Source organism: Nocardia sp. NPDC060220, assembly GCF_042727815.1.
Taxonomy (GTDB): Bacteria; Actinomycetota; Actinomycetes; order Mycobacteriales; family Mycobacteriaceae; genus Nocardia.
In genome coordinates this window covers 1-23,138 of sequence record NZ_JBHWZY010000008.1, presented here as the reverse complement: position 1 = coordinate 23,138, position 23,138 = coordinate 1, and the positions used below count along the sequence as shown (strand labels likewise).

General features: G+C 69.5%; 18 protein-coding genes. 6 read left to right on the top strand and 12 right to left on the bottom strand.

What is annotated here, in order from left to right; translation table 11 throughout:
* The 4 genes from ACFWF3_RS01035 to ACFWF3_RS01020 form a co-directional block, all read right to left on the bottom strand.
* Positions 1-286, bottom strand: a 286-nt coding sequence (locus tag ACFWF3_RS01035; protein ID WP_379311951.1) for an ATP-binding cassette domain-containing protein, incomplete at its 3' end; no start/stop codon positions are given.
* A complete protein-coding gene (locus ACFWF3_RS01030) occupies positions 283-1,134 on the bottom strand; it encodes an ABC transporter permease (protein WP_379311950.1) in 852 nt (283 codons plus the stop codon). The genes ACFWF3_RS01030 and ACFWF3_RS01035, both read right to left, overlap by 4 nt.
* Positions 1,131-2,174 (bottom strand): ABC transporter substrate-binding protein, encoded by a 1,044-nt coding sequence (locus ACFWF3_RS01025; protein WP_379311949.1) that lies wholly within the window; start codon positions 2,172-2,174, stop codon positions 1,131-1,133. The genes ACFWF3_RS01030 and ACFWF3_RS01025 overlap by 4 nt, the downstream gene beginning before the upstream one ends.
* A 172-nt stretch (positions 2,175-2,346) precedes the next feature.
* Positions 2,347-3,474, bottom strand: coding sequence for an ROK family protein (locus tag ACFWF3_RS01020; RefSeq protein ID WP_379311948.1), 1,128 nt, complete (start codon positions 3,472-3,474; stop codon positions 2,347-2,349).
* 105 nt (positions 3,475-3,579) lie between these two features.
* On the opposite strand from ACFWF3_RS01020, the gene ACFWF3_RS01015 reads away from it, so the two are divergent.
* Positions 3,580-3,801: a zinc ribbon domain-containing protein gene (locus ACFWF3_RS01015; RefSeq protein WP_379223472.1), complete on the top strand. Its 222-nt coding sequence runs from the start codon at positions 3,580-3,582 to the stop codon at positions 3,799-3,801.
* A gap of 20 nt (positions 3,802-3,821) precedes the next feature.
* Here ACFWF3_RS01015 and ACFWF3_RS01010 read toward each other — a convergent pair whose 3' ends face one another.
* The 4 genes from ACFWF3_RS01010 to ACFWF3_RS00995 all read right to left on the bottom strand — a co-directional run bounded on the left by ACFWF3_RS01010 (position 3,822) and on the right by ACFWF3_RS00995 (position 7,604).
* Positions 3,822-4,097 (bottom strand): SelT/SelW/SelH family protein, encoded by a 276-nt coding sequence (locus ACFWF3_RS01010; RefSeq protein WP_132369677.1) that lies wholly within the window; start codon positions 4,095-4,097, stop codon positions 3,822-3,824.
* A gap of 18 nt (positions 4,098-4,115) precedes the next feature.
* Positions 4,116-4,505 carry a YchJ family protein gene (locus ACFWF3_RS01005; protein ID WP_379311947.1) on the bottom strand — a complete coding sequence of 130 codons (390 nt, stop codon included), beginning with the start codon at positions 4,503-4,505 and terminating at the stop codon, positions 4,116-4,118.
* A 65-nt stretch (positions 4,506-4,570) separates the two neighbouring features.
* On the bottom strand, positions 4,571-4,996 hold the full coding sequence (locus ACFWF3_RS01000) for a hypothetical protein (RefSeq protein ID WP_379311946.1): 426 nt from the start codon (positions 4,994-4,996) through the stop codon (positions 4,571-4,573).
* 85 nt (positions 4,997-5,081) lie between these two features.
* Positions 5,082-7,604, bottom strand: coding sequence for an AAA family ATPase (locus tag ACFWF3_RS00995; RefSeq protein ID WP_379311945.1), 2,523 nt, complete (start codon positions 7,602-7,604; stop codon positions 5,082-5,084).
* A 393-nt stretch (positions 7,605-7,997) separates the two neighbouring features.
* Here ACFWF3_RS00995 and ACFWF3_RS00990 point away from each other — a divergent pair, with 393 nt between their 5' ends.
* The 5 genes from ACFWF3_RS00990 (at position 7,998) to ACFWF3_RS00970 (ending at position 18,432) form a co-directional block, all read left to right on the top strand.
* Positions 7,998-11,039: a DUF5691 domain-containing protein gene (locus tag ACFWF3_RS00990; protein ID WP_379311944.1), complete on the top strand. Its 3,042-nt coding sequence runs from the start codon at positions 7,998-8,000 to the stop codon at positions 11,037-11,039.
* Positions 11,036-12,136 (top strand): AAA family ATPase, encoded by a 1,101-nt coding sequence (locus tag ACFWF3_RS00985; protein WP_379311943.1) that lies wholly within the window; start codon positions 11,036-11,038, stop codon positions 12,134-12,136. The genes ACFWF3_RS00990 and ACFWF3_RS00985 overlap by 4 nt, the downstream gene beginning before the upstream one ends.
* Before the next feature lie 49 nt (positions 12,137-12,185).
* Positions 12,186-14,744, top strand: coding sequence for a DUF5682 family protein (locus ACFWF3_RS00980; protein ID WP_379311942.1), 2,559 nt, complete (start codon positions 12,186-12,188; stop codon positions 14,742-14,744).
* A gap of 64 nt (positions 14,745-14,808) precedes the next feature.
* Positions 14,809-15,972: a VWA domain-containing protein gene (locus ACFWF3_RS00975; RefSeq protein WP_379311941.1), complete on the top strand. Its 1,164-nt coding sequence runs from the start codon at positions 14,809-14,811 to the stop codon at positions 15,970-15,972.
* Positions 15,973-16,065: 93 nt separating this feature from the next.
* Entirely contained in the window at positions 16,066-18,432 is a 2,367-nt protein-coding gene (locus ACFWF3_RS00970; protein ID WP_379311940.1) for an ADP-ribosylglycohydrolase family protein, read from the top strand.
* Positions 18,433-18,561: 129 nt separating this feature from the next.
* Here ACFWF3_RS00970 and ACFWF3_RS00965 read toward each other — a convergent pair whose 3' ends face one another.
* From ACFWF3_RS00965 to ACFWF3_RS00950, 4 genes are all read right to left on the bottom strand, one after another.
* Positions 18,562-21,093: an ABC transporter permease gene (locus ACFWF3_RS00965; protein ID WP_378993479.1), complete on the bottom strand. Its 2,532-nt coding sequence runs from the start codon at positions 21,091-21,093 to the stop codon at positions 18,562-18,564.
* Positions 21,090-21,866: an ABC transporter ATP-binding protein gene (locus tag ACFWF3_RS00960; RefSeq protein ID WP_378993477.1), complete on the bottom strand. Its 777-nt coding sequence runs from the start codon at positions 21,864-21,866 to the stop codon at positions 21,090-21,092. The genes ACFWF3_RS00965 and ACFWF3_RS00960 overlap by 4 nt, the downstream gene beginning before the upstream one ends.
* Before the next feature lie 74 nt (positions 21,867-21,940).
* Positions 21,941-22,855 carry a hydroxymethylglutaryl-CoA lyase gene (locus tag ACFWF3_RS00955; RefSeq protein ID WP_379311939.1) on the bottom strand — a complete coding sequence of 305 codons (915 nt, stop codon included), beginning with the start codon at positions 22,853-22,855 and terminating at the stop codon, positions 21,941-21,943.
* Positions 22,852-23,022, bottom strand: coding sequence for a hypothetical protein (locus ACFWF3_RS00950; protein ID WP_378609018.1), 171 nt, complete (start codon positions 23,020-23,022; stop codon positions 22,852-22,854). Before ACFWF3_RS00950 ends, ACFWF3_RS00955 begins: the two co-directional genes overlap by 4 nt.
* Positions 23,023-23,138 lie beyond the last annotated feature (116 nt).

Sequence of the window (23,138 nt, the reverse complement as noted above, 5' to 3'; positions counted from 1 at the left end):
GCCCGTAGAGCACGTTCGGCAGCACCCGCTGCCAGGGCAGCAGCCGTGAATCCTGGAACACCACAGAGGTCTTCGCCGGGATGCGCAGTGTGCCGCCGCCGTCGACGTCGTAGTCCAGCCCGGCGAGCGCCCGCAGCAACGTGCTCTTGCCGGAGCCGCTGCGTCCGAGCAAGGCGACGAACTGGCCGGGCGCGATGGTCAGGTCGATCGAGTCGAGCACCGTGCGATCGCCGAATCTTCGCGTGAGCGAGCGCACTTCGACACCCGCGACCTTCGGCTCGCTCACCCCGCGATAGTGCGTCGCCACGACAGCACCCTCCGTTCCACCAGGCGGATCGCCGAATCCGAGGCCAGGCCGAAGACGGCGTAGACGACCAAGCCGACCAGGATCACATCGGCCTGCCCGTAGTTCTGCGCGTTCGACATCATCTTGCCGAGACCGTCGATGGCGTTGACCGTCTCGACCACGATCAGCACCAGCCAAGCACTGGTGACCGACATCCGCAGACCGAGGAAGAAGCCGGGCAGCGATCCGGGCAGCACCACGCTGCGAATGAACTCCGCGCGTGAAACGCCCTGCACCTCCGACAGTTCCACCAGCTTCTGGTCGATCGTGGTGAGTGAGGCGTGGGTCTGGATGTACATGTGCACGACCACGCCCAGGGTGATGAGCACGAGCTTGAATTCCTCGCCGATACCGAGCCACAGGATCATCAGCGGAATCAGGCCGAGGGTGGGAATGGCCCGCTTGATCTGGACCGGGCCGTCGATGAGCGATTCACCCCACCGGGAAAGTCCCGCGATCACGGCGAGCGTGGTGCCGATGAGCACGCCGAGGACCATGCCGATCAGCACCCGTTGCAGCGACACCCCCAGGTTGGCCAGCAGTGGCCCGTCGACCAGCAACTCCCAGCCGGTCGCCAGGACAGTCCACGGCGCTGACAGTTTGCGCGGGTCGATCAGTTCGAGCAGTGAACCCGCGGCCCAGGCCGCGACCACCAGGACCACACCGAGCAGGCGGGCGGCGGGGAAGGCCTTGCGCAGTCCGAGCCGGCGCAGCGTGCGCCGCTCGACGAATCCGTCACCGGACGGTGCGGAAACCGGAATCGCGGTGCGAGACAGGGCGATGGTCATTGCTGCCCCTTGGTGCGATAGGGCGCCGGCACCGCGTCGAACGCGATCTTCTCGAATCGGCGGTCGAACAGTTCGCCGGCGGGGAAGGAATTACCGAAGAAGCCGGCTTTGGTCACCAGATCGATCGTCTCCTGTTCCCAGGTGATCGCCTCGTTCCAATTCTCCGGGAAATACGGCTTTTCCGTCGTGGCGACAATGCGTTTGCCGTCCTCGGCCGAAACCGACTGATCTTTGACGTAGTACGCGTCGATCCATTCCGTGGGATGCTCCCAGGCCCAGACTTCGCCGCGTGCCCAGAATTTCACGAATTCGGCGACGGCAGCGGCTTTGCTGTCGTCACGCAGCACCGAGGTCGGCGCCCACAGCACGGTCAGCGCGTCGACGGCGGGAGTGTCGATCGCGGTGGCACCGTCGACGCGGTACTTGTCGAGGTACTTGGTCAGGGTCGGTTCGCCGAACGGGGCGACATCGATTTCCTTGGCCTGCAGGGCGGTGAGGAACTTCGTGCTCGGCAGCTCCACGAGCTGCACCTCGTCGGTGCGGATGCCCGCCGCCTTCAGCGTGCGCAACACCACCAACCCCTGCGCCTGGCCCGGCGAGAAGCCGATCTTCTTCCCGCGCAGCCCATCGAGGTTGGTAAAGGTCGATCCGGGGGCGGTGGCCAGCTTGTACAGCGGGGTCGTGCGCACCTTGACACCGACGATCTTCGCGTCGAGCCCGCTGGCGTGCGCGTGGATCGGCGGAATGCCCGCGTTGGTGGCCAGGTCGACCGAGCCGCCGCGGAAAGCCTGGATGACATCGGGGCCGGCCTGCACGGCGGGCCACGACGACACCGTGAACCCGAGCTTGTTCAGTTCTCCCGACGCGGTCAGTGCCACTTTGGCGGTATTGGCCGCGACCGCGAGCGAGACCCCGGCGGGGACTTCGGTGGGCAGCGGATTCGTCAGCGCGGCGCCGCCCTCGTCGCCGGTGGCGCAGGAGACCGCGAGCAGCGAAGCCGCCGCGGCGAGAAGTGCTATTCGTCGAATATTTTTACGCAAGGTGATTTCCCGAATTTGATGGAAGAATTGTCGGCGACGGAATTCGAACCGCGACAACACAGCACATCCGACGTAACCCGGGCGACGCCGGACTGCATTTTGTTCATAGTGTCAACTGTCGCGGGTGACGCCGCTTCCGGTCAATATTCGACTGTCTTAAAATAACCACGAATCAAACTGCCTGCGCGACAACCGTGCTCAGGGGATCACTGAACAACTCCTGCAACACCACTCCGGCCGCCGCCATCACCAGCACCTGACCGGGGAACGTCGACGCGAAGATCACCTCGGACGGGTCGGCGCCGATGGTCGAGTGGGCGCGCACCGCGTCGTCGTAGGCTTCGCGGACGCCGGGAACCGTGATCAGGCCACGGTCTATCAGTACCAGCGCTTCCGGGTCGATCAGATCGATCAGTGCCGCGGCGACCTCGCCCATCGCCGTGGCACGCTCGATGAAGTACTCGCGTTCCGGGCCACCCGCCGCGGCCGCCGCCACCAGTTCGGGGAAGCCGTCGTACCGGCCGACCGCTTCGGCACGCGCCAGCAACGCGTGGTCACCGAGAGCTTCGAGCGCGAATCTGTCGGTCGTGCCGAGCAATCGGGCGATCGAGCCCGCCCCGAAATGTGGCCCGCAGTGGACGCGGCCGTGCACGGCGATGGCGGCGTCGATGACATTGCCGACGAACAGCACGATCGAGCTCGCCGAGCCACGCAGGCGTCCGTAGAGCTGCTCGGCGTGCACCGTCGCGCGGGTATGGCTGTCCACACTGACCGGTAAACCCGTTCGGGCACTCAGGTATTCGCGCACCGGCACATCACGCCAGCGCAGGTAGGAGTGTTCGACGACCGAACCGGTGGCGGTGTCGACACGGCCGCCGATCGCCACCCCGAGCCCGCGGATCCGCACCTGGTCGGCAAGGGCGGCCCCGACCGCGCGCACTCGCTCCAGGACAGCGTCGAGGATGTCGTACGGGGCATGGGTGCGATGGGGCACCTGCTCGCTGTGCAGCACCGCACCGGCGATGTCGACCACCGCGACGGTGATCTGCACCGCCGCGATGTGCACCGCGATCACCACATTGCCGCCCGCGTCCAGCGCGATCGGACTGTGTGGCCTGCCCACGCCACCCGGCCCGGGTGACTCCGGCAGTTCGACGAGCAGTCCCGCCTCGACCAGCGCCCGGCTCTGCCAGGTGACCGTGGCCGGGGAAACCCCGGCGTGTCTGGCCACCACGCTGCGCGGTGCCGACCCGAGGTCGAGCACCGCCCGCAATACCGCCCCCGCGCTACTGTTCGCCATGCGCCACCTCGCCATCACCGCTGTTCGCTCACGGTACGGAGCGCAGCGGCCACGACGAAGCGTTCGGCGCAGCGTGATCGCAAGCATCGGCCTTACACTGGGCCGATGCCGAACTACAGCTTCCGGTGTCGCTCCTGTGGCGACACGTTCGACGTCAACCGGCCGATGGCGCAGTCCTCGGATCCGGCCACGTGCCCGGCCGGCCACGACGACACCGTCAAACTGCTCACCACCTTCGCGGCGGTGGGACGCGGCTCGGCGCCTGCCCCCGCGCCCGCGCCACGTCCGGCGGGTGGCGGCTGCTGCGGTGGCGGCGGCTGCTGCTGACCCCGCCGGTTGTCCGGCCGTCAGTCGCGGCGGTCGACGTGGCCGAGGTCGCGATCGGGTGCGATCCGGTCGCGCACGCGCTGCTTGAGGACGGCGATATCGGGAAAACCGCCGTCCGCCTTGCGTTCCCAGAGTTGTTCGCCGTCGAGGGTGATGCGGAAGATGCCGCCCTGACCGGGCACGAGCGCCACCTCACCGAGTTCGGTGGCGAACGTGGTGAGCAGTTCCTGCGCCATCCAGCTCGCGCGCAGCAGCCAGCGGCATTGGGTGCAGTATTCGATCGCGATACGGGGCACCCGAGCAGTATCCCCTGATCAGGCCTGGAATGTCCCGTCGAGGTAGACCCAGGCCCTGTCGACCCGCACGAAGGTACTCAGCTCGTGCATCGTGTCCCGTGCGCCGTCGAGTGTGTAGTGGGCGATGAACTCCACGGTGCCGTTGTCGTCGAACGGCCCGCCACGCTGCGTGCCCACGATCTCGAGGAACAGCCATCGCTGGTCCGGATCGAGCTCGAGCTCGGCGGGGCGGGTACTGGGGTGCCACGAGCGCAGCAGGTAGTCCACATCGCCGACGACGTAGGCGGTGTAGCGCGAACGCATCAGCGTCTCCGCGGTCGGCGCGGCCTTCTCCCCGGCCAGAATCGGTCCACAGCAGGCATCGAACGACTCACCTCGACGACACGGACACGCTCTCACTTCACCCATACCGTCATCCTGCCGGACCCAACCCCCACGCCACGCACAGGTCCGCTCGGTCCGCTGGGCGCTGGTCACCCGAACGGCTGGTGCGCGAGGGGCGCGAGCTCCAACGCCCGCGCCAGCTCCGCGGTCTGATCCCGCCAACGCCGCAGATCGGTGACACCGGGCGCCATCTCGTAGTCGAGATGATGCGCCGCCCGCGACAGCGCCGCCCACAACGCACCGACCTGACCGGCGGTCTCCGGCCCCGCGTACACCCGCAACGCGAGCAGCTGCGCCCGCATCGGACACCGCATCAGCTCCGGCGCCACCTGCGCCCACAGCTGGTCCACCGCCTGCTCGAGCGCCAACCGCAGGATCCAGGCCACCGCCCGCGACCACACCCCGCCGGCGTCCGATACCGACCCGTCCAACAGGTTCTCGGCGGCTTCCAGCCGCTGCGCCACCGAGGGCCGTGGGCTGAACTTCGCGCGAGCCGGCCTGCCGCGACGATTCACGACCCCACCGTACCGGCACGGGAGCGCGCGGCCATCACCTCTCGTCGGCCGCGAAGACGCCTGCCGGAGTCTCCGGCGAGCCCACTCATGGGCGCACCGCCGCCGGCTCGTGCGCCCGCAGCCAGGTGATGAATCGTTCCGTGTCACTGATCAATTCGCGCATCGGACGATCGATCGGCACGTGCGCTCCCGCGGTGGCATCGCGAAGGACGCCGACGAGCCAGCGTCCGCCGACCGCGCTCAGGTGCTTGTTCAGGTCGTCCACGCGGGCGCCGACACCCATGATGGCGAGGGTGATCATGGCACGGGTGGTGTGCGCGTTGCGCACGCGCCGCTCCACTTCCCCGTGCTCGAGGCCCACCGCCAGGAGTTCCTGGCGGGCTTTCGCCAGCCCGGCCGCTTCGATCGCCGAACGGCAGCACGTAGCGACGAGCTCATCGGCGATCGCCGGGGGGAGTTGCGGTGTGCGCAGCAGGGATCGGGCATCGTCGAGATAGCGGCGGACCGGGTCGCCGGTCACCCTGACCTCGACGATCGACCGCTCGCGACGCTGCACCTCGAGCACTGTCGCGTCGAGCTGCATGCGGCGCACCGCCTCGGCGAGGCGCTCGTCATGGGTGAACACCACCACCTGCCGCGAGGCCGCCACCTCGGCGAGCACCCTGGCCAGCCCGTCCACCTTCGCGGGATCCATCGCCTGCACCGGGTCGTCGATCATCACGAACCGGAAAGGGCTGTGCGCCACCGTGGCTCGCGGCAGGAACAGCGACAGTCCGAGCGCATGCAGCTCCCCCTGGCTCATCACGCCGAGCGCCGCGCCGTCCACCTCGTCGACGGTCACATCGAGCAGCACCCGCCGCGCTGTGCCCGCGCTGCCCTGCAACCGAATCGCCCCGAGCTCGACATTGCTCTGCTGCCGCAGGGTGCTCCACACCCACCGTGCCGTGGTCTCCAGCGGCCGCATCCGCTCCTCGCGGATCGTCGCCGTCGCCGCCTTGAGCCAATCGGCCGCCTTCTTCACCACCCGCAGCTCGCTCGCGTGGTCGGCGACGGCGCGGGCGGGGTCGAGCCACGCGAGAACGCGCGGGACCAACGGCGACCACACCGCATCCAGACGGTCCAGTTCGGTGCGCGTATCCCGTTGCAGTGCGGCGAGTTCCGCGGTGAGGTCGGCGTGAATCGTGCGCAGCCGGTCCGGGAGCCGGCCTTCGTAGCCGGCCGTCGCGAGCGCGGCCCACTCCGACCAGAGCTGTCCGACGATGTCGCGCTGTTTACGCAACGAGTCCGACGTGGCGTACGGCGCGGGCGCATCCGCCCGGCGACCCGCCGGATCGAACGCCGGCCCCGAGAGATTCACTGCGCCGGCACCGACCGCGATTGCCGAACCGAACTCGATCGGCAGGTCTGCGGGGAGGTTGCGGGCCGCTGTCAGAGCCGTGTCGAATTCCGCCGTGGCCGCCTGTAGGGCCGCGAGTTCCCGAGTGCGGTAGGCGATTTCGGTATCGGCGGCGGCGAGCCAGTCGGCGTCGAGTTCGTCGCGTCCACAGACCGGGCAGGGGCACGAACCTGCCGTCGAGACGTGTGCGCGCGCCCGCGTGAGCAATTCGAGCACTCGCAGATCGGCTTCGGTATCGACGGTCTCGTGGCGCGCCACATTCCGGGCTGCTTCGGCGAGTCGATCGGTCGTGGCGGCAACCCGCGCGATATCGGGCAACGACAGACGCAGGATCGCGCGCAAACCCTCCGGCCCGTCGATGCCGAGGACCGAACCGGCCACCGCGCCCGCCACCGCGTCGAGATCGGGGTCCGGCGTGCGCAGCAGGTCGGCCACGGCACGGGCCCGTTCGTCATCGGCCTCGGCCAGCTCGACCAGCAGGTCGGCGCGGGACTGACGCGAATCCTTCACGGCGCGTTCGAGTTCGAGCTTGCGCAATCGGATCTGTTCGGCTGCGGCGGCCAGCTCGTCCAGGCCGAGCAGGCGATGCAGCGCGTCGAACAGATCGCTCGGCTTCCCGTCGACGAGCGCGCCGAGCTCGCTGTAGGACAGGAACGGCCGGTACAGATCGAGTCGCCTGCGCCGTCCGTGCGGGTCGACCGAGGCCGCCGGTTCGGATCCACGCCGCTCGGTCCACCGCGCGTCGGCCAGGTCCGCACTCGGGTCCCAGCTGGTCGCGACCGAGAGTGCGGGGTCGTCGCCCGCCGTGAGCAGCTCGACGTCGATCCGGGCGGTCTCGGGTTCGTGCAGGTTGCGCCATCCCTCGCGCCAGGTGGTCGAGCGACCGTCCCAGCGGCGATTCCCGCCGGTCAACGCGAATTCCGCGGCCTCGGCGAAACTCGATTTCCCGCTGCCGTTGCGACCGACCACCAGGGTCAGGCCGGGCCCCGGATTCAACCGCAGCGTCGCCGCGGGACCGATTCCCCGGAAACCCTGCACGGTGATCGACCGCAGAAAGACCCCGGTATCACCGGAATCCGTTGCGGCCGAGTCACCGTCGACAGCTGTGAGCGCGGCGAGCACGCAATCGGCGACCCGTTCCTCCACTGCCGGGTCGGCGGCGAGCTCGCGCGCGACCACCTCGGCGATCCGATCCGAGCACACTTGCGACATCCCCCTTCGCGTCGGCGCGCAACGCGGCGATCCTGGTTGAAACGCTACCCGATCGCCGGATGTTCGCCCAGGGGATGCGCAGGGCCCTCAGCGAATCTGCCCGCGGGAGTGGAATGGCCATCGCGGCGCCACGGCGGGCCCTCGATGTCCACCCCTCGCCCACCCCGGCGGGCAGCTCGATGAGGTGTTCACACCCGCGTTACGCTGCGTCGAGCAGCGCGGGCGGTCCGGGCGGTGCCGAACAGGTCAGAATGCCAGAGATCGCGACCCAGGGCAAGAGCTGGAGCACGAATTTGCCGCGGCACCAGTGTTTTCCGAGCGTTACGCCGCCGGGTCCGCCAGTTGTCGGTGGGTTGCGGTAGATATTCGGCGAACACGAGAACGGGGGAACCGATGACCGAGCAACGCACGCCGTGGACCGAGGACCAGGTCCGCGCGCTCGCGCCCGATGCGAGCTCACTGGCTGCCGCACGCAAGCTGGCCGGTCGCTGGCGCGAGACCGGCACCGCGGGCAATGCGGTGTGGGGGCTGTGTCAGGGCAGTGGCGCCAAGCCGTATCAGGCGATCGTCGACCTGGACGGGCCCGCGTACAAGTGCTCGTGCCCCAGCCGCAAGTTCCCGTGTAAGCACACGCTGTCGCTGTTGCTCACGTGGTCGAGTGGCCAGACCCCCGTCCAGCAGGCGCCCGCCGACTTCGCGGCCGAGTGGCTGGCCGGGCGGGCCGCGAAGGCCGCCGCGCCGGCGAAGGCCAAGGCTGCGAGCACGCCGTCGCAGGCCACCGTCGAGCAGCGGCGGGCGCGGGTATCCGCCGGGCTCACCGAACTGGAGGTCTGGCTCACCGACCAGATCCGGACCGGGCTGGCCCAGACCGACCGTTCGTACGCCGCCTACGAGGCCATCGCGGCTCGGATGGTCGATGCCCAGGCGCCCCGGATCGCCGAGGCCCTGCGCAGGCTGCCCACCGCGGTCGTCACCACCGAACACTGGCCCGAACTGCTGTTGCGCGAGTACGCCCGCCTGCACCTGCTGGTGCTGGCCCATCGCAGGCTCGACGCCCTCCCCGAGCCGCTGCGGGCGGGGATCCGCACCCATATCGGCTACCCGACGCCGGCCGAGTCGGTGCTGAACGAGCCCGCGGTGCGGGATCGCTGGTTGGTGCTCGGCATGCGGGCGAGCGAGGAGGAGCGACTGCACACGCGCCGCACCTGGCTGCGCGGTCGCGGTAGCGGACGGTGGGCCCTGCTCATCGAACATTCCTTCGCCACCCCGAATTTCACCGGCGAGGTGCCCGCACCCGGCAACGAGGTGGACGCCGAACTGCACTATTACCCCGGCGCGGTGTCCCTGCGCGCGCAGTGGGGCACCCGCCACGGCGCACCCGAACCCTTCACCACCGTCCCCTCGGTCGGCGGCGCCACGATCGACGACGCGCTCGACGCCTACGCGGGTGCGTTGAGTGCGGATCCGTGGCTGCGTTCCTGGCCCGCGCTGCTCGCCGATGTCGTGCCGGTGCTCGACGAGACCAGATGGCAGCTCGTCGCATCCGACGGCACCGCGCTGCCGCTGGCCGCGGGCGCGCGCCCGTGGCGGCTGGTCGCGGTCGCGGGTGGTCACCCGGTGACGGTGTGCGGCGAGTGGCGAGCCGACGGCTTCGACCCGATCTCGGTGTTGTGCGCAGGCGAGGTGAGCGATCTGGAAACCGAATTCCCCACCGAAACCACCCCGACCCCCGCGCTGGCCGAACTCGTCTCGGTGGCGCTGCTCGGCACCGCCCGGCGCAGCGCCGACGGTGTCCACCTCGACTCCGCGGTCGCCGCCGCCGTTCCGCAGCACGCGGGCGAACCGGCCACCCGGCTGCTCCACACCGCCGCGCTACAAGACCTGTATCTGCGCGGCGGACAACTCCCGCGTACCGCGGCGAAACCCGAACCCGCCATCGATGATCCGCGCCCGCTTCTGCCGCGCCCCGCCGCCGACCGCCTCAGCCGCCTCCTCGCGGACAAGTCCCCGTTCTTGACCGAATGGTTCACTGCGGCAACACCATTCGACTTCCGCCTGCCCGATGTGCTGTGTGTCCAGGCGCTCTCGGCGGCCTCCGACACCACGCTGCGTCCGCCACTGCTGCGACTGGCAGGCCGCCGCGGACGCTGGCTCGCCGCGCGCAACCTGGCATGGGCGAAACTGGTCGACGAGTTCCCTGCCGACGTTGCCACATCGTCGGCGGAGGGGAAAACCCACAACAGCCGGCCGGAGCTGACGGCGAGCGCCGCCGACGCCCAGGTCGACATCGACGCGAGCACGACCCGGAGCGCCGGGCCGACAACGTCCCCGGATCACGATGCCGATTCCGGCACCACTGCCGACTCGGGCTCCGGTACGGAGCCGGGCGCGCCCGCTGTCCACGATGTCTGGTTGTTCGGCACATCCGGCGAGCGAAAGGACTGGTTCGCGCGTACTCGCCGGGCCGATCCGGCCGCGGCGCTGACCGTGTTGACCGCTGCGTGGCCGAAGGAGTCGGGGCCGGTGAAGGCGGAACTGCTGGGGCTGCTCGCCGATGGGCTGAGTCCGGCCGACGAAGCCCTGCTCGAGCGGGCCCTCGACGACCGGCGCGGTGATGTCCGGCGCACCGCCACGACGCTGCTGAACAAGCTCCCGGATACCGCTTTCGGGCGGCGGATGGCGGCGCTGGTGGCGTCGTGGATCCGGGTGGCGGACGACGGGACGGTAGACGTACGGGTACCCGCGGAGCTCGACGCGCAGGCCCGGCGCGACGGCATCACCGATGCGACCGATCAAGCGAAATTGCGCTGGGACACCCCTGATTCGACGATCACGACGCTGCACCAGGCGATCGCCGCCACTCCGCTCACCGCATGGTCCTCGATCGTGCGGGCCCCCGGCGAGCAGACCCCGACCACCGCGTTGACCCTGTCGCTGCCGCCCCGCTACGCCAAGGCGATCGTGGACGGCTGGGTCGATGCCACGCTCGCCCAGCACGACACCGCGTGGGCCCGTGCGCTGTTCGCCCACGCGACCCCGACCGAGCAGGCGGTGCTGCGGCGTCGCGAACTGTTCACGCTGCTCGATGCCGCCGACCGGATCGAGCACGTGCTCGACCTGGACGCGCACCAGCTCAACGAACTACACGCGATCCTGCCCGGCCTCGATCATCCGTGGCCGCAACCCGTCGCCGACCATGTGCTGCGGTTGCTCGGCGAGCGCGCCCGCACCACCGCGCGGCAGCCGCACGCCAGTGCGGGCGTGTACACCGACCGGGCGCTGCTCACGGCCGCGAGCGTCCACCTACCTGTCGAACTCGCGTCGCGCGTCAGCGCGCTCGCCGACACCACCGACGATCCCGCCTGGCACCAGGCATTCCACCGACTCGCCCACGATCTCACCGATCGTGCCACCATGCTCGAGGAGCTGCGTTGACCACCATCGAACCCTCCACCCCCCTGCTGCGTCCCCACGCCGAACAGGCCTTCGCCGACGAGTTGGCCGCCCTGGACCGCGTCGACGATCGCGTGCGCCCGCCGTCCTGGAAACTGTCGCCGTGGGCCGTGGTCACCTACATTCTCGGCGGCACCCTCGACGACGGCACCGTGATCACGCCCAAATATGTCGGCCCGCGCCGGCTGATGGAGGTCGCGGTCGCCACCCTCGCCACCGACCGCGCCCTGCTGCTCCTCGGGGTGCCCGGCACCGCGAAAACGTGGGTTTCCGAGCATCTTTCGGCCGCCATCAGCGGCGAGTCGACCCTGCTCGTGCAGGGCACCTCCGGTACGGCGGAAGAAGCGATCCGCTACGGCTGGAACTACGCCCGTCTGCTCGCCGAGGGGCCGAGCGACGCCGCTCTGGTCGCGTCACCGGTGATGACCGCTATGCGCACCGGCGCCATCGCACGCATCGAGGAGCTCACCCGCATCCCCTCCGATGTGCAGGACGCGCTGATCACCATCCTGTCCGAGAAGACCCTGCCGGTGCCCGAGCTGGGCGGGGAAGTACAGGCGGCCAAGGGTTTCAACGTCATCGCCACCGCCAACGATCGCGACCGCGGCGTCAACGATCTCTCCTCGGCCCTGCGGCGCCGCTTCAACACCGTGGTGCTGCCGCTGCCCGCCGACGAGGATTCCGAGGTCGCCATCGTCAGCCGTCGCGTCGAACAGCTCGGCGCCGCACTGGAATTGCCGACCGTTCCCGCCGCCGCCGAGGAAGTCCGCCGCGTGGTGCGGGTCTTCCGCGAACTGCGCTCCGGCATCACCGCCGACGGCCGCACCAAGCTCAAATCCCCCTCGGGCACCCTGTCCACCGCCGAGGCGATCTCGGTGATCACCAACGGCCTCGCCCTGTCCGCCCACTTCGGCGACGGCGTGCTGCGCGCCTCCGACATCGCGGGCGCCGTGCTCGGCTCGGTGATCAAGGACCCGGTGGCCGACACCGTGATCTGGACCGAATACCTCGAGGCCGTGGTCCGGGAACGCCCCGACTGGGCCGACTTCTACCGGGCCTGCCGCGAAATCGCCGGCTGAGAACCGCCCGAAGGGGAGGACGGAACACACACCACACATGGGGTTTTCGATGAGTCAACGCAACAAGGCGACCCACCCGGCCACCGGTGACACCACACCGGGCGAGCCGGCGAGCCGTGCCGAAATCCGCGAGAGCTCCGACTCGGATACGGGCGAGACGCGCGCGGTCACCACCGAGGCCGAAGCCGGTGCGGGTTCGGTGACCGACACGAATTCGAGTGCGGGCGCGGCGGCGGTGACGCGGGTGTTCGGCATCCGTCACCACGGGCCCGGATCAGCACGCTCGCTGCGCCACGCGCTCGAGGAGTTCCGGCCCGACGCCATTCTCATCGAAGGCCCCGCCGACGCTGATCCGCTCGTCGGGTTCGTCGCCGCCGACACGATGGCCCCACCGGTCGCGTTGCTCGCCTACGTCCCGGATTCGCCTGCCCGCGCCGCATTCTGGCCGTTCGCCGTGTTCTCCCCCGAGTGGCAGGCGATGCGCTACGGCGTCGAGCACGCCGTCCCGGTCCGCTTCTGCGACCTCCCCGCCACGAACGTCCTCGCCGCCGACGACGATGCCCGTGGCGGCGGCTCCGACCCGCTGGCCGCCCTGGCCTCGGCCGCGGGCTACGACGACGCCGAACGCTGGTGGGACGCGGTCGTCGAATCCGTGCCCGACAGCGCGGCTTTCGACGCCATCACCGAGGCGATGACCGCCCTGCGTGAGGATGCCCGACACGCCGCGATCACGCCACCCACAGCGGACGCGCCACCGCAGCTCGGCGCGACGGCACCGACCGACACCGAAGTCCCCGACCCGGTAGTACTTTCGCCACTCGACGCTCCTGAGCTGCTGGAGAAGCCTTCGACAGGGAACGGATTCGAGTTCCCTGCAGCCGCGGATCGACATGAGCCCGCGATGGCGCCGCTGATCGTCGACCAGCACACGCTGGTCCGCGAGGCGCATATGCGGCAGGTGATGCGGCAGGTGCTCAAGGGTGGTACGAAGCGGTTGGCGGTGGTGTGTGGTGCCTGGCACGCGCCCGCGTTGGTCGAACCGCTCGGTCCCGCCGCACCGGATATGCGACTGCTCAAGGGTTTGCCGAAGACGAAGGCCGCGTTGACCTGGGTGCCGTGGACGCATTCGCGGTTGGCGGCCGGGTCCGGCTACGGGGCAGGCGTCACCTCGCCCGGCTGGTATCACCACCTGTTCACCGAGACCGAGCGGCCGGTGGCGCGCTGGCTGACCAAGGTCGCCGGAGTGTTGCGCTCGCACGATCTGCCGGTGTCGAGTGCGCACATCATCGAGGCGGTGCGGCTGGCGGACACCCTCGCCGCGTTGCGCGGCAGGCCGCTGCCGGGATTGTCCGAGGTCACCGAGGCTGTGCGGTCGGTGATGTGCGGTGGCGACGAGACCATGCTGCGACTGGTGGTCGACGAACTGGTCGTCGGCGAGACGCTCGGCGGTGTTCCCGAGGACACTCCGACGGTCCCCTTGGCGGCCGACCTGCGGGCGCGCTGTAAAACTCTGCGGCTCAAGCAGGAGGCGCTCGCTCGAAATATCGACCTCGACCTGCGCAAAGAGCGCGATGTCGAGCGGTCGCATCTGCTGCACCGCCTGCGCCTGCTCGGTATCGGCTGGGGCACTCCGACCACCGGCGAGGTCCGCAGCACCGGCACCTTCCGTGAGACGTGGACCCTGCGCTGGGAACCCGAATTCGAGGTCCGCATCGTCGAGGCTGCGGTCTGGGGCACGACCCTGCGCACCGCCGCGGAGACCAAGATCCTCGACACCGCGAGCCGCGACGACGTCACCGTCACCGCGCTCGCCGACGCACTGGAAATGGCCCTGCTCGCCGACCTGGGCGGCGCCACCGAAGGATTGATCACCAGGCTCGAAGCCGCCGCCGCCCTCGACCACGATGTCACCCATCTGCTCGGCGCCCTCCCCGGCCTGACCCGCACCCTGCGCTACGGCGATGTTCGCGGCACCGACACCAAGGCCCTGGCCCACGTCGCCGACGGCCTGCTGGTGCGGATCTGCGCGGGCCTGCCCGGCGCCGTCACCGGCCTCGACACCGATGCCGCCCAGGCCCTGCGCACCCAGATCGACGCCGCGCACACCGCGATCAGCACCCGCGACGACGAGCACGCCACCACCGAATGGCTGGCCACCCTGCACCGCATCGCCGATCGCGACGACGTACACGGCGCGATCGGCGGCCGCGCGGTGCGCCTGCTGTGCGACGCCGAACGCATCGACGACGCCGAATCCGCCCGCCGACTGGCCGCCGCACTGTCCGTCGGCAACACCCCCGCCGCCAAGGCCGCCTGGATCGACGGCTTCCTCGGCGGCCGCGGTCTGCTCCTGGTCCACGACCGAGAGCTGTTGCGCCGCATCGACGAATGGCTCCGCGACCTCAACGAAGACCAGTTCGTCGCCACCCTGCCGCTGCTGCGCCGCACCTTCGGCTCCTTCGAATCCGGCGAACGCCGGGCCATCAGCCAGGCCCTGCGAGACACCGGCTCAGCACCGACCACCGCCGACGGCCCCGCCGCGGTCGACCCGATCCGTGGGCAACTGGCGTTGCGCGCAGCGACCGCGATCCTGGGGGCCGCTGGGTGACCCACCTCCGCAGACGCCCGACACCCACTCGCCACCGCATCCCGCTCGACCACCAGGAGCACCGATGACCGAACCCGACGAAACCCATTCGCGCCGTTGGCGTCTCGTGCTGGGAACCGCCGCCGAAGAACAGCTCGGTGGGTTGCGCTCCGGTGCCGATCAGGCGATGGACCAGGCACTGTCCGCCCTCTACAACACCGGTGAAGCCGGCGGTTCGACGAAAAGGTCTGGTGGACTGGGTGGTTCAGCGCCCCGAGTCGCGCGCTGGCTCGGCGATATCCGCACCTACTTTCCCGCGACTGTGGTCGAGGTGATGCAGCGCGATGCCGTGGACCGGCTCAACCTCACCCAACTGTTGCTGGAGCCCGAGCTGCTGGAATCGGTCGAGCCCGATGTACATCTGGTGGGCACACTGCTCGGCCTCAACCGGGTGATGCCCGAAACCACCAAGGCCACCGCGCGCATGGTGGTCGAGAAGGTGGTGCGCGAGATCGAGCAGCGCATCGCCGCCAAGACCGTGGCCGCGGTCTCGGGCGCCATCAACCGTGCCGCCCGCACTCATCGCCCGAAACTGCGCGATATCGATTTCAACCGGACCATCCGCAAGAATCTCGCCAACTACCTGCCCGAACACCGCTCCATCGTGCCCGAGCGGCTCGTCGGCTACGGCCGCAAGTCGCAGTCGATCCAGCGCGATGTGGTGCTGGCCATCGACCAATCCGGCTCGATGGCGGCCAGCGTCGTCTACGCCTCGGTGTTCGGTGCCGTCCTCGCGTCCATGCGGTCGCTGAAGACCTCGCTGGTCGTGTTCGACACCGAGATCGTCGATCTCACCGATCAGCTCAGCGACCCGGTCGACGTCCTGTTCGGCACCCAGCTCGGCGGTGGCACCGACATCAATCGCGCCATCGCCTACTCGCAGACGCTGATCACCCGGCCCACCGACAGCCTCTTCGTGCTCATCTCCGACCTCTACGAAGGCGGTGTACGCAACGAGATGCTGCGCCGCTGCCATGCGATGAAAGAGGCGGGTGTCCAGGTGGTGGTGCTGCTCGCGCTCTCCGACGAGGGCGCGCCCGCCTACGACCACGACAACGCCGCGGCACTGGCAGCGCTCGGCATCCCCGCCTTCGCCTGCACCCCCGACAAGTTCCCGGACCTGCTCGCCACCGCGCTGGACCGCGGCGACATCACGCGCTGGGCCGACACCAACGCCCCGGCGGTGTGATCGCGCCCCGGGGAACGTGGCGGGACTCGGCAGCGTTGCGAGCCCGCGCCAACTAGGCTGCGAACGATCGGGTTCGTTGGACGGGGTGAGGCGATGTTGCGGCGCGGGGCGGTGTTCGCCGGTTTCGTCATCGAGCGTGAGCTGGGACGTGGCGGCATGGGCGCGGTGTACGCGGCAAGAGACCGCAGGCTGCCGCGGCTGACCGCGTTGAAGCTGATGCACCGTGACCTGTTCGCCGACTTCGAGATCCGCGCCAGATTCGAACGCGAAGCCGACCTGGTGGCCCAGCTCGACCACCCGAACATCATCACCGTCTACGACCGCGGCGTCGACGAAGAGCGTCTCTGGATAGCCATGCAGTTCGTGGACGGTGTCGACGCCTCGGCGGTGCCGGTGCAGCAGTTCGGGAGCGAGCGGATCGCCCAGATCGTCACCCAGACCGCGAGTGCGCTCGACTACGCCCACCGCCAGGGCGTTCTGCACCGCGACGTGAAGCCCGCCAACATCCTGTTGTCGCACACCGCGGGTGTCGGCGCGGGCTTCGACGAACGAGTCGTGCTGACCGACTTCGGCATCGCGAAACTCCTCGACGACACCGGCGGCCTCACCCGCACCGGCCAGTTCACCGCCACCATCGCCTACGCCTCGCCCGAACAACTCAGCAGCGCACCACTCGACGGCCGCGGCGATCAATACTCCCTGGCCTGTACGGTTTTCCGCCTCCTCACCGGCACCGGCCCCTTCGACGCCCCCAACCCGGCCACCGTCATGCTCGGCCACCTCAACGCCCCGCCTCCCGCGGCCAGCACCCGCCGCACCACCCTGTCCACCGCGGTCGACACCGTCCTGTCGAAGGCCATGGCCAAAGACCCGACCCACCGCTTCCCCACCTGCACCGCGTTCGCCACCGCGCTCACCGAGGCACTGCGCCATCGCCCACCCACACCGCCGGCGTCCGGCCGCATCCCGACCGCCGGGCCGCGGCGAACCGCCTCTGCTCCCGAGGTGCGCCCGACCGGAACACCGCTGCCGCCGAGCGCCGGTTCCAGGCTTGAGTCGCGCACATCCTCGAGTCACCCGAATGCCGGTCGGCGACATGACCCGACCGTTGTCCGCAACACCATGTCCGAGCCGGAAAGCAGCGTCTCGGTCGACGTTCGTGGCTTCGACACCGCCGTGTCCGCCCGGCCGGGATCGCCACCCGACCTCACCTCGAACCCGGCCGCGAATCCCCGTTCTCCCCACGGCCGGATCGATACACGCGCTTCCTCGACCTACGGCAGGGACGCGCGAGACACCAGCACCGCACCGGTATGGCTCGACGCCGTACACGGCTGTCTGCTCGGCGGGGCGATCGGCGATGCCCTCGGCGCTCCGGTGGAAACCCGTTCGCTGCAACAGATCCGGAACGAGTACGGCCACGCCGGGCTGACCGACGTCGACCCGCTTCGCATCTCCGAGGAGACCCAGCTGACGGCCTTCACCGTAGAAGCGCTGATCCGCGGGTCGGTGCGGGCCAGGGCCAAGGGCATCGGCGGAGCGACGATGGGCCTGCTGCAGCAGGGCATGCTCGTGTGGTTGCGCGGGCAGGTCACCGAAATGCCGGAGCAGCCCTTCGCGCTGTACAGCGCCCTCAGCGACTACCCCGAGCTGATCGAGCAACGTGGCGTGGCGAATTCGGTCTACACCGCGCTGCGTCACGCGGCCGCCCGGAAAGCGCCGATGAATCCGCTCGGCACCCGCGACCAGCCCATCAACCATTCCAAGGGCAGCGGCGCGGTGATGCGCGCGGCTCCCTGTGGATTCGGTTACGCCGCAGACCGTTCCGGAGCCGCGACCGATACCATCTTCGAATTGGGTTGCGATGCGGCCGCGCTCACCCATGGTCATCCCAGCGGTTGGCTGCCCGCGGGCACCCTGTCCGCCCTGATCTATCAGCTCTCGCGCGGCGCCGACACCGCCACCGCCCTCTCGCGCGCCCGCACCGAGCTGACGGGCTACTCCGACCACGGGGAGACCTCGGCCGCCTTGAACGCGGCCAACCGGCTGGCCGCCCGGATCGAACGCGAAAGGCGCTATCCCACACCGGAAGATGTCGAGACGCTCGGCCAGGGATGGATCGGTCCAGAGGCCCTGTCGATCGCCGTCTTCGCCACCCTCGCCGCCGAAGGACTCGGCGGCTCGCCCCACGACATCGTCCGCACCGGACTCCTGCTGTCGGTCAACCACTCCGGCGACAGCGACGCCACCGGTTCGATCGCGGGCAGTCTTCTCGGCGCCCGGTACGGCCGTTCCGCACTCCCGCGAGGTTGGGCGAATGCGGTCGATGCGCGCCCGATTCTCGATCTCCTGGCCACTGGCTACTGCACGGAATTCGGCCTCACACCACCGAGTGACTCCCACGGGATACCACCAGAACACTGGTGGAACCGCTACCCGGGCTGGCCCCCGTCCGGCTAGTTCCGCACTGACCCCAGTGGCCGTCAGATATTGCCCAGTCGATCGACCACGAGCGGCGTACCGCGCCCCATGACACCGTTCGACCCCCCACCGAGAACTCCGGTGGGGGGTCGAACGTGCCTGTGCCGCCTACAGATCCGCGATAGCCGCCAACGGCGGCGTCCGCGCGGCCCGCACACCCGGCCACACCGCGGCCAGCACACCCACCACACCGGACGCGATCAGCACGATCACCAGCTGCGACCACGGAATGGTGATCTGGTCGATGCCCATATCGCGCAGGGTGCGCAGGAATCCGACCCCGAGCGCGATGCCGAGCACCAGGCCGACGATCGCGCCGAAGATGGCGATCAGCATGGACTCCAGGTAGATCGTGCGACGCACCTGCGCACGCTGGGTGCCGACCGCGCGCAGCATGCCGATCTCGCGCCTGCGCTCCACCACCGACAGCGCCAGGGTGTTGATGATGCCGAGCACCGCGATCACCACCGCCAGCGCGAGCAGCCCGTAGAGGATGGCGAGCAGGGTGTTGATCTGCTGACCCTGCGCGCCCTTGAACTGTTCGTGGTCCTGGACCTGCACCACCACGAACGGTTCGGTGGCCTTCTCCAGGTTCGCCCGCATCGCGGTGAGATCGGCCCCCGGCGCGGCCTTGACCAGCACGAAGACATTGGTGCGCAGACTCTGTGGCATCAACTGCTCGTAGATACCGGGATCGACCACCATGGGCCCGAGCAGCGGCGAGTCGGCGAAGATGCCCCCGATCGTGAGCTCGATCTGCTTCTTGTCGAGACTGGTGATGGTGACCTTGTCGCCGAGCTTCCACCCGCGCTCGGTCGCCTCGGTCTCGTCGATGAGCGCGCCACCGGCGGGGATCGTGGTGGTGCCGCTGATCATGTCGATGTCCATCACCGGGTCGATCGGACCATCCGGTGAGGTGGCGCCGATCTGCTCGTCGCCGACCTTGAAGGCGACGATCCGGATCCCGGTGACATCGCTGACGCCGGGAACATCGGTGCGCACCGCGTCGACCGCACCGATCGGCGCACCGATCATCTGCGGACCGGCGAGCACGTACTCGGCCTTCACACCCTTGTCGATGAGCACACCGACACTCGTCTTCGCCGAAGCACCGAGAATGCCGATCGCCGAGACCAGCATCAGGCCGAGGGTGAGCGCGAACGCGGTGGCGGCGGTACGCCGCGGGTTACGCGTGGCGTTGTTGCGCGCCATCTGCCCGATCGCGCCGAACGGCCTGGTGAGCACCCCGAGCACGAGCACCATCGGCCGCGACAACGCCGGCGCCGCCAACAGCACTGCCAGAATCAGCCCGAGCGCGCCGACACCGACGGTCACCGCGGAGCCCTTGCCGGTGCCCTGCGCACCCACGTACACGAGCACGCCACCGGCGACGGCCATCACCGCGCCGATGATCGTGCGCAGCCGCAACGAATCACCCGCGCTGGCGAACTCGGACCGCATGGCCTCCACCGGCGGCACCTTCGCCGCCCGGCGAGCGGGCGCATAGGCGCTGGCCACGGTGACGATCAGGCCGACGAGCAGCGCGACGATCGCGGTACGCGGCAACACGGTCAGCGACCCCGTCGGCAGTCCGAGATCGAACGCGTTGAGCAACGCCGACAACCCGTAGGCCAGCCCGATGCCCGCGGCCAGCCCGAGCGCGCTACCGATCAGCCCGATCACGATCGCCTCGGACACGACCGATCGCCCGACTTGCTGACGACTCGCTCCGATCGCGCGCAGCAGCGCGAGTTCGCGCAGCCGCTGGGCCACGATCATCGAGAAGGTGTTGTAGATGATGAACGTGCCGACGATCAGCGCGATCGCGCCGAAGGCGAGCAGGAAGTAGTTGATGAAGGTGAGCGCCTCGGAGATCTCCTTCTTCATGTCCTCGCGGACCTCGTCGGAGTTCTGCACCTTGTAGTTGGGCAGGCCGGCGGCGAGCTGATCGCGCAGGTCATCGGCCGAAACACCGGGCGCCGCGGCGATGTCGGCGTAGGCCACGTGCGACCCGTCGGTGAACAGCTTGCGGCCCTGCGGCTCGGTGAACATCACCGCGACCACACCGCCGCCCTCGGCGCCCGGCATCTCGTAGATGCCCGACAGCGTCACCTCGAACGGGTCACCCTTGGACGGAATCAGCACCTTGGTCTTGTCGCCGACCTTCAGCCCGGCCTTCTCGGCGCCACCGGCGTTGAGCGCGATCTCGTTCGGCTGGGTGGGCGCGGCGCCCGACAGGAACTTCTCGGGTTCCTCGACGGACTTGTCGGGCGGCAGGTAGGACAGGCCGAAACTCGGTGCGCCACCGGTCTGCACGGCCTTCTTGCCGTCGGGCTCGAGCAGCACGACCGGGCCGTTCACGGCGGGCGCGACCCTGGCTACGCCGGGAGTCTTGGCCAGCGCGTCGACGATGTTCGTCGGTACGCCCAGTGATTGGCGGTCCGCGGGGCCCACGCGCACGTCGACGCCCTGGGCCTGGCCTTCGAAAATCCCGTCGAAGGTGCGCTGCAGGGTGTCGGTGAAGACGAACGATCCGGAGATGAACGCGGTACCGAGCACCACCGAAAGCAAGGTCAATGCCAAACGCACCTTGTGCGCGGCGAGGTTACGCAAGGCGACCTTGCGCATGGGATTGCTCATCGGGTTTCCAGCGCCTTCATCCGGTCGAGGATCGAATCCTGGGTCGGGTCGCGCAGCTCGTCGACGATGCGACCGTCGGCGAGGAACACGACGCGGTCGGCATAGGCGGCCGCGCGCGGGTCGTGGGTGACGATCACGACGGTCTGGCCGAACTCGTCGACCGAGGCGCGCAGGATCGAGAGCACCTCGCCCGAGGAATGCGAGTCCAGGTTGCCGGTCGGCTCGTCACCGAAGATGATCTCCGGCTTGCCCACCAGCGCACGCGCACACGCCACCCGCTGCTGCTGGCCGCCGGACAGTTCGGACGGCCGGTGCTCGAGGCGGTCGCCGAGACCGAGGCGCTTGACCACGGTGTCGAGCCATTCCTGGTCGGCCTTGCGACCCGCGATATCGAGCGGGAGGGTGATGTTCTCCAGCGCGGTGAGCGTCGGGACCAGGTTGAACGCCTGGAAGACGAAACCGATCCGGTCGCGCCGCAGTGCCGTCATCTGTTTGTCGGACAGGCCGGTGAGCGCGGTGTCGCCGATGCGGACCTGACCTGCGCTGGCGCTGTCGAGCCCGGCCAAGCAGTGCATCAGCGTCGACTTGCCCGAACCCGATGGGCCCATGATCGCGGTGAATTCGCCCTTCGCGAAGTCAGCCGACACCCCGTCCAGGGCCTTGACCTGTGTATCTCCCGATCCGTACAGCTTGACCAGATCGAGCGCGGCGGCCGCGATATCGGTAGCGGCCGCCGCATCGGCGGCCTCGGTGCCCAAGGCGTGCGAAGTCATGCTGTCCAGTCTGGCTGCCCACCGAGAACCGCGCCATCCGGGATCCCCCCGATACCGCAGGTCTTACCGACCTCTCAGCGAACGACCCATTCGAAGGCGTCGGCCTCCGAGCGCGCGCCTTCCAGCGCGCGGGAGCGGTTGGGCTCGCCGAGCTCGGCGAGGAGTTCTTCGGTGAGCCCGACCAGGTCGGCCAGCGAGGCCGGGGTGAACCAGTCGGGCCTGGTCGCGAAGAGGATGTCCTCGGACGCGGTATTGCCGCTGGCACCGGGAGCGAAGGGGCAGCCGCCGAGGCCGCCCAGTGCACCGTCGACCATGGTCGCGCCCGCGGCGACGGCCGCGAGCGTGTTGGCCACGCCCATGCCCCAGGTGTCGTGACCGTGGAAGACGATGCGGCGCGGCGGGGTGGTGTCGCGGACGGCGGCGACCAGGGCGCCCACCTGACCAGGGTGGGCCTGGCCGAGGGTATCGGCGAGGACGATGTCGGCGGCGCCGTCGGTGCGCGGATCATTCGCGATGGCGAGCACCCGGCCGGGATCGACGGGACCGTCGAACGGGCAGGTGAACGTGGTGGCCAGGCACAGCTGGATCGCACCGCCCGCCTCGTGGGCGAGGCGGATCGCCGCGGGCATCGCCGCCACCGAGGTCTCGGTATCGCGGCCGATATTGGCCCTGTTGTGCGCGTCGGACACCGAGAAGCAGTACTGGAAATTGCGCGCGCCCGCCGCGGCGGCCTTCTCGACATGGCGCGGGGTCGCCACCCACACCCAGCATTTCGCCAGTTCGTCCGGGGTGAGCGCCGCGATCAACTCGAGCGAGTTGGCCATCGGCGCGACCAGATCCGGCCGCGCCATCGAACCGATCTCCAGCGCGGGCACGCCCGCGGCGAGCAGTCTGCGCACCACATCGATCTTCTGCTCCACCGGCAGCACCTTGCCGGTGAGCTGCAAACCGTCGCGCAGCGTCACATCACGCAGCAGCGGTGCGGTCACCGCCGCTGCTCCGGTTCCCGCGCGGGCACGCACATCACGCCACCGCACGGTTTGTCGCCCACGCTGGCCGGGGTGGGGTGGACCGTCGGACGCACATGACCCGGGCCGCGCGGCTCCCACTTGTTGCGCACCGGCGGGCGGCGCCTGCCGTGTACTCGCCTCGTCACAGTGCCTCCAGCGCGTCGATCTGATCTTCACTCATCCCGAGCAGCCCGCCGAGCACCTCTCTGGTGTGCTCGCCGAGGTCGGGGCCGACATTGCGGATCGGTAGGGATGCGTCCCC

Excerpts from the sequence above, each read along its gene's own strand:
- ACFWF3_RS01020 (WP_379311948.1), bottom strand. The coding sequence starts at position 3,474 with ATGGCGAACAGTAGCGCGGGGGCGGTATTGCGGGCGGTGCTCGACCTC.
- ACFWF3_RS01030 (WP_379311950.1), bottom strand. The coding sequence starts at position 1,134 with ATGACCATCGCCCTGTCTCGCACCGCGATTCCGGTTTCCGCACCGTCC.
- ACFWF3_RS00990 (WP_379311944.1), top strand. The coding sequence starts at position 7,998 with ATGACCGAGCAACGCACGCCGTGGACCGAGGACCAGGTCCGCGCGCTC.
- ACFWF3_RS00975 (WP_379311941.1), top strand. The coding sequence starts at position 14,809 with ATGACCGAACCCGACGAAACCCATTCGCGCCGTTGGCGTCTCGTGCTG.
- ACFWF3_RS01015 (WP_379223472.1), top strand. The coding sequence starts at position 3,580 with ATGCCGAACTACAGCTTCCGGTGTCGCTCCTGTGGCGACACGTTCGAC.
- ACFWF3_RS00995 (WP_379311945.1), bottom strand. The coding sequence starts at position 7,604 with ATGTCGCAAGTGTGCTCGGATCGGATCGCCGAGGTGGTCGCGCGCGAG.
- ACFWF3_RS01005 (WP_379311947.1), bottom strand. The coding sequence starts at position 4,505 with ATGGGTGAAGTGAGAGCGTGTCCGTGTCGTCGAGGTGAGTCGTTCGAT.
- ACFWF3_RS00970 (WP_379311940.1), top strand. The coding sequence starts at position 16,066 with ATGTTGCGGCGCGGGGCGGTGTTCGCCGGTTTCGTCATCGAGCGTGAG.
- ACFWF3_RS00965 (WP_378993479.1), bottom strand. The coding sequence starts at position 21,093 with ATGAGCAATCCCATGCGCAAGGTCGCCTTGCGTAACCTCGCCGCGCAC.
- ACFWF3_RS00960 (WP_378993477.1), bottom strand. The coding sequence starts at position 21,866 with ATGACTTCGCACGCCTTGGGCACCGAGGCCGCCGATGCGGCGGCCGCT.
- ACFWF3_RS00980 (WP_379311942.1), top strand. The coding sequence starts at position 12,186 with ATGAGTCAACGCAACAAGGCGACCCACCCGGCCACCGGTGACACCACA.